Source organism: Streptococcus pseudopneumoniae, assembly GCF_001068775.1.
In the GTDB taxonomy this organism is placed as follows: domain Bacteria; phylum Bacillota; class Bacilli; order Lactobacillales; family Streptococcaceae; genus Streptococcus; species Streptococcus pseudopneumoniae_N.
On the sequence record NZ_JWAJ01000076.1, the window covers coordinates 1 to 5,690 of the forward strand.

At 39.7% G+C, this 5,690-nt stretch carries 1 protein-coding gene; it reads left to right on the top strand.

Going from position 1 to position 5,690, the window contains the following annotated elements:
* Positions 1-5,690, top strand: a 5,690-nt coding sequence (locus ADF68_RS11080) for a sialoglycan-binding domain-containing protein (RefSeq protein ID WP_049548552.1), incomplete at both ends; no start/stop codon positions are given.

The window sequence follows — 5,690 nt, forward strand, 5'->3', positions numbered from 1 at the left end:
CTGCTAGTTCTGTAAAAGTGGATACAGCTACTGCAAGTCAGCTTGTGGCACAGATCAAAGACCGGATCCACGTCAAGGAAGCTGCTAATACAGATCTTTTGGTTACTGCTAAGGAAGAACTTGTTAAGGCTGAACAGACTCTCGCTGGTTCAAAAGTGAGTCAAGAAGAAGTGGATGCCTTGGTAGCTCGCTTGACCAATGTTTTGGACCAACTACGAGCAGTGGAAACTCCTAAAGTCAAAGAAGAGGAGAAAAACGATAGAAGTGCACAGGATGTAACTCCGGAAATCAAGCCAGAAGTAGCGAAGCCAACTTCAGAAATTTCAGCTAAGTCTGAGGAAACTTCAGAAAATACTAATGCTGAGCAACTGGAGAAAGCTAAAGCTAGTCTCAAATTATCTATTGATCGTTTGGAGCAGACTATCGCCCAAACACCAGAGAATGACTTGACACGTGAAATCTTGGAAAAAGCTATTGCCCAAGTTGCCGTAGCTAAGTCTGTATTTGGTGGTGTAGAAGTCAGCCTTCGTGATGTTGAGGATATGAATCGTGTCATCAAACGTAACGAAAGTTCTGTTATGATTGCACGTAATCGTTTGACTTCAGGTTCTCATGATCCACGTAATGGTCAAAGTATGGGTGAAGGAACAGGTCTAAGATCTGTACCAATAGATAAAGATACAAAACGTGGACAATTAGGAATCGTTGTAGCAGATTCTGGATTTATTACAGGTTATGCGACACCATCTTCAACAATTCAAATTAAGAAAAATGGCCAGACGTTGGTAACTTCAACGCTTGATGATTCAGGACAGTTCAAGTTAAATGCTCCTGGGATTAAAGTTGGAGATACAGTTACATTGGTAGTGAATGGCACAACTGTCGCTACTGAAGTTGTAAGCGAAGGACATACAGTTTCCTTCAATGATAGCCTGGCCTATATTAAACAAGTTGATGGATATACAGCAGCGGAATCTGATGTGGAAATCACAGTAGGAGGACAAAAATATAAAACGAAGTCGCAATCTAATGGATACTTTACTGTTGACGTTGATCCTAACCTAATGGTGGAAGGTGCGGAAGTCACAGCTGTAGTAACTAAAGATGGGAAAGTAGTTGGTCGTGGAACGAGTATTGTTCGTGCAACAAAAGACACAGACTTCGGTGTTGGTTGGACTGAAAATCCTATGATTGATTACTCACACCGCGATGTATTTTCACCAGATACGAAGCAGTATGCTTTCGTAAGTAAAGGAAAAGCTAATCAAGCTTATGATAACATTCGTGTGTATCGTGAGATGCGTATTGAAGAAAATGGTAGCAAGTATTATTACTGGATTGTAGACTCAGGTCCAGCGGCAAATGCGCAGGCAGGATTGTCTAAAAAAATCTCACTTGCAATTCCGCGTACGGTTGGAGATCCGTATGATTTTACTTATACCCAAATTAAAAACGGTAAACAGGAATCTTATAAAACATATCCTACTGCTTCAGCGTGGGAGTATGACCACCCTGTATTCCGTGCTTATGTGAAAGATGGAGAGAAACGTTCTGGATCAACTTATGCTGAAAATGCAGATGCTTGGATGGATTATATAGAACCATCAAATTCATGGAAGAAGAATATTTATCGTAAAAATAGTGGAGATGGTACAGAGCCTAATGAAGATGCATTCCCTCGAGTTCTGGATATGTTAGGTATCAAGAAAGGCGGTCTTGAATACAATCTTGTTCGTGGAGTTATCGAGGATAAAATGAACGTGACTGCTGGGAACCGTACAATTATGACTTTCAAAACAAAAGTTTTAGAAGGTGATGACTTGGATCAAAGTATTATGTCGGATTGGGGTAAAAAAGATAAAAGCAACCCGATGTTATCAGAGATCAAATCACGTCTAGCTAATGATCCGTATCTTGCCTATGGAGGGTATACATTGGGAGGAAGAGATCGGTATAAAGAAGGACAAAACGCCATCATCGGTACGTTGCCATTGAGACCGGAAGAAGCAACTAATTTCAATTTCCAACCAGTATCTAAAGAGCAAACTACTAAAGTAGGAGTTGTTCCAGATGCTATTAAGAGTATTGGAAATACCAATAAATTGCCAAAAGGTACAACTTATCGTTGGTTTAAAGATCCTGATGTATCGAAAGTCACTGAGCCAGGAAAACCTGTTCATGGTACGGTAGAAGTAGTAATACCACAACGTGGCACGTTTCTTGTAGATGCGGCGGTACATGTTATAGATGATAAACCACAAACACCAGTAGCAACAGCTAAAGATAATGGGGATGTAACTGCAAAACCGCAAGACTCAACGAAAGTAGATAAGATTACTGTAAGCTATACAGGGGAAGATAACAAGCAAAAAACAGCTGAAGGAAAGAAAGATCCGAAAGGAAACTGGACAGTAAATACTCCAGAAGTACAAATCAATCCAAATACTGGGGAAATCACGATTCCGGAAAATAAAGTAAAAGACGGAACAGAAGTAACAGTAATTACGAAGAATGGAAATGGTGCGGATTCAGATCCAGCAAAAGCAACAGCGAAATTCTCTAAACCAGCTAAACCAGTAGCAACAGCTAAGGATAATGGTGATGTTACAGGTAAACCACAAGATCCAACAAAAGCAGATAAGATTACTGTAAGCTATATAGGAGAAGATAATCAACCCAAAACAGCTGAAGGAAAGAAAGATCCGAAAGGAAACTGGACAGTAAATACTCCAGAAGTACAAATCAATCCAAATACTGGGGAAATCACGATTCCGGAAAATAAAGTAAAAGACGGAACAGAAGTAACAGTAGTTACGAAGAATGGAGATAGTACTGATTCAGATCCAGCAAAAGCAATTGCAAAAGATGTTCAAAAACCACAAGCTACTTTAAATGGTGTTACATTAACAGAAACAGCCAATTCACCAATCTTTACAGTTTATCGCGGTGCTGAATTTAACCCTGAATTGAAAGTGTGGGATAATTCTGGTATCATTTCTAAAGTAGAAGTTAAAGATGGGCTTCCAAAAGGAGTAACCTCATCTACCTTTGCATCTCAAACAGGAAAAACTGAAGCAACTCCATATGCAACTCGTTTGTCTTCAGGTACTGTATTGAACACTGAAACTTTAGGAATACATGAATCAACTCTACATGTAGAAGGAAGTAGTGCTACAGATAGCCGTGATTTGAAATTCAAGTATCGTGTGGTTGATATTGAATCGAAAAATTTAGAAAATGGTATAGCAAAAGTACCAGTAGGTTCAACATTAAATGTAGCAAACAGTGGTAAAAATATTGATGCGCATAACTATCTAAAAGTAGTAGATAGTGAAGATAAAGCAGATCGTGTAAATAATTATTTACCAAGTGGTATGACGTGGACATGGAAGCAAGGAAATAGTCTGGATGGTGGAACTACCCTAGATAATTCAGGGAAGTACACTCGATTTGCAACAGCAATATTCCCACAAGGGAAAGATTCTTTTACAGATGCTACTAGCACGACTAGAAGAACATTTGCACCAGCAGAAATCAAACGTCAGGTAGTATTTGCAGTAACACCAACAGCACCTAGTGTAGTGGCTAACGAGAACGGTAGTGTGACAATTACACCACCAACACTCCCAAATAGCACAACGCCACAAGATGTAGACACTATTACACTTACTTATACACCAACAGGTAAGACTACACCAGAGACTGTTACAGTTACAAAATCAGGAAATAATTGGACAGTAAATGGTAAGTCAGCTGATAAAGTGTCAGTAACCCCAGCAGGTGTTGTAACAATTTCTGATGCTGAAGTTGCAGATAAAACAGAAGTAACTGCAAAAGTATCTAAGACAATTGAGAATAATGTAGTTCTTGCAAGTCCAGTAGCTAAAGGAACGGCTAAAGGAAGATTAGTAGCTGAGGTTATACCACCAGCACCAGTTACGGAAAAAGAAAAAACTACACCAACAAAAGTTGTGACACCAAATAAACCAGGTTCAACAATCACTACAGAAACACCAGTAAATGGTTTAACAGTAGATGGAGATGGTAACTTAACTGGAACACCAACCGTAACAGATTGGGGACCAAAAGAAGAAGAACGTAAAGTTACAATCCCAGTTAAAGTGAAGAATGGTGATGAAGAAGTTGTAGTGGAAGTTCCAGTTACAATTCAACGTGATACAGATGGAGACGGCATTCCAGATGTTAAGGATCCAGATGATGATAACGATGGAATTCCAGATACAGAAGATGCAACTCCAAAAGTAGCTGATAAATTAACAGGTACAGTCACAGATCCAGGAAAAGTGAAAGAAAAAGCACCAGTACCGCCAACAAAAGTTGTGACACCAAATAAACCAGGTTCAACAATCACTACAGAAACACCAGTCAATGGTTTAACAGTAGATGGTGATGGTAACTTAACTGGAACACCAACCGTAACAGATTGGGGACCAAAAGAAGAAGAACGTAAAGTTACAATCCCAGTTAAAGTGAAGAATGGTGATGAAGAAGTTGTAGTGGAAGTTCCAGTTACAATTCAACGTGATACAGATGGAGATGGTATTCCAGATGTTACTGATCCAGATGATGATAACGATGGAATTCCAGATGAGGAAGAAATCACAAATGGAACAGATCCTAAGACACCAACAACTCAAACTCCTACAATCGAAATTACTCAACAACCAAATGGAGATGCGATTGTAACGCCTAAGAAACCAGATGGATCAACATATCCACCAGGAACTAAGGTAGAAATCCCAGGTAAAGATAAGGATCACCCAATCACAGTAACAATTGGTGATAATGGATCAGGTGAAGTACCAAATGACAACCTTCCTAAGAAAGCTGTCCCAGGAACAGGAACAGTAACAGAACCTAATAAGAACCCATCAAAACCAGTAGATGTAACAACACCAGCACATAAGACACCAAAACTAGAGTTGGATCAAGATCCTAAGACAGGTGACGTAACAGTAACACCGAAGAAACCAGATGGCTCAACATTCCCACCAGGAACTAAGGTAGAAATTCCAGGTAAAGATAAGGATCACCCAATCACAGTTACAATCGGTGAAGACGGTAAAGGTAACGTACCAAACAGTGAATTACCAGAAGGTAAAGTCCCAGGAACAGGTAAGATTACAGAACCAGGTAAACCAACGGAAGAAGTTCCAGTTGAAACACCAAGTAAGATAACACCAGATGCTCCAACAACAGAACAACCAGTTGCGATTGAAATTAATCAAAAACCAAATGGTGATGCAGTAGTAACGCCTAAGAAACAAGATGGAAACCCATACCCATCAGGAACTAAGGTAGAAATCCCTGGTGAAGATAAAGATGGAAACCCAATTACAATCACTGTTACGATTGGCGACAATGGTTCAGGTGAAGTACCAAATGACAATCTTCCTAAGAAAGATATCCCAGGAAAAGGAAAAGTAACAGAACCTAATAAGAACCCATCAAAACCAGTAGATGTAACAACACCAGCACATAAGACACCAACACTAGATGTTGAACAAGATCCTAAGACTGGAGACGTAACAGTAACACCGAAGAAACCAGATGGCTCACAATTCCCACCAGGAACTAAGGTAGAAATTCCAGGTAAAGATAAAGACCACCCAATCACTGTTACAATCGGTGAAGACGGTAAAGGTAAAGTACCAAACAGTGAATTACCA